The following is a 784-nucleotide window of genomic DNA, read 5'->3' on the forward strand; positions in this document are numbered from 1 at the left end:
GGTAGCGCCAGTTGCAAATTCCCCATAACTGAGTCCCGGTGTCGCGGGTTCGGTCTTCCCAGACTTTCGTACGCCTCGCGGCGCCCGAAACCCTTCAGGGAAGCCGAATGTCTGCTTCAGAACTGGCCTGATCATAAACTGCCACCATGGGAGCACGTATAGTCCTTGAATTTTCCATGAGGATTTTTCAGATTCTGACACGTGAGGATGAGGCCGTATAACTATTTCGGGTAATCTTCCGTCAAATGCAGAATCGACTGGCTGCGAAAAAAGTCAGGAGAACTAATTATCAAACGGAGAAAGTGCTTCAATAATTCGGCATTCTGAAATATTACCTCCCCCGCATGATTCTATCATCGTAGAAAGTTCATGGCGCAATGCGATGAGATCCGCAATTTTGCGCTCAATTTCTGCCATATGGTCACGAGCAATTCTATCAACTGTCTTACAATCCTGGGTTCCCTGATCCGTTAGGGATAATAGAGCTCTTACCTGGTCTAATGAAAAACCCAGATCCCGAGATCGACGAATAAAAGACAGTCTCGCGAGTGCCTCATCATCATAAGTGCGATAATTGCCATCGGTCCGCTGTGGCGGAGCCAGAAGACCGATCCGTTCGTAATAGCGGATCGTCTCGACTTTGGTATTCGTCGCCTTCCCCAAGGCACCAATCGATCGCATTCCCGTAAGCTCCCGGCGACTGACGCCTTGCTGAATACTTCTGGTCTTGTTCAGCTATGAAGCATGAGCGATTTAAGAGATAGGGACGCGGTACTACCTGCGA

1 protein-coding gene is annotated in these 784 nt (G+C 49.1%); it reads right to left on the bottom strand.

Going from position 1 to position 784, the window contains the following annotated elements; genetic code table 11:
* Positions 1-282: 282 nt before the first annotated feature.
* Positions 283-681, bottom strand: a complete 399-nt coding sequence (locus tag CFR80_RS18580) for a MerR family transcriptional regulator (protein ID WP_003618791.1) — start codon at positions 679-681, stop codon at positions 283-285.
* Positions 682-784 lie beyond the last annotated feature (103 nt).

Origin of the sequence: Komagataeibacter oboediens (genome assembly GCF_003207815.1) — a bacterium.
GTDB classification, from domain to species: Bacteria; Pseudomonadota; Alphaproteobacteria; order Acetobacterales; family Acetobacteraceae; genus Komagataeibacter; species Komagataeibacter oboediens.

What these genes read in the sequence shown, in the direction of transcription:
- CFR80_RS18580 (WP_003618791.1), bottom strand. Translation starts at nt 681, where the DNA reads ATGCGATCGATTGGTGCCTTGGGGAAGGCGACGAATACCAAAGTCGAG.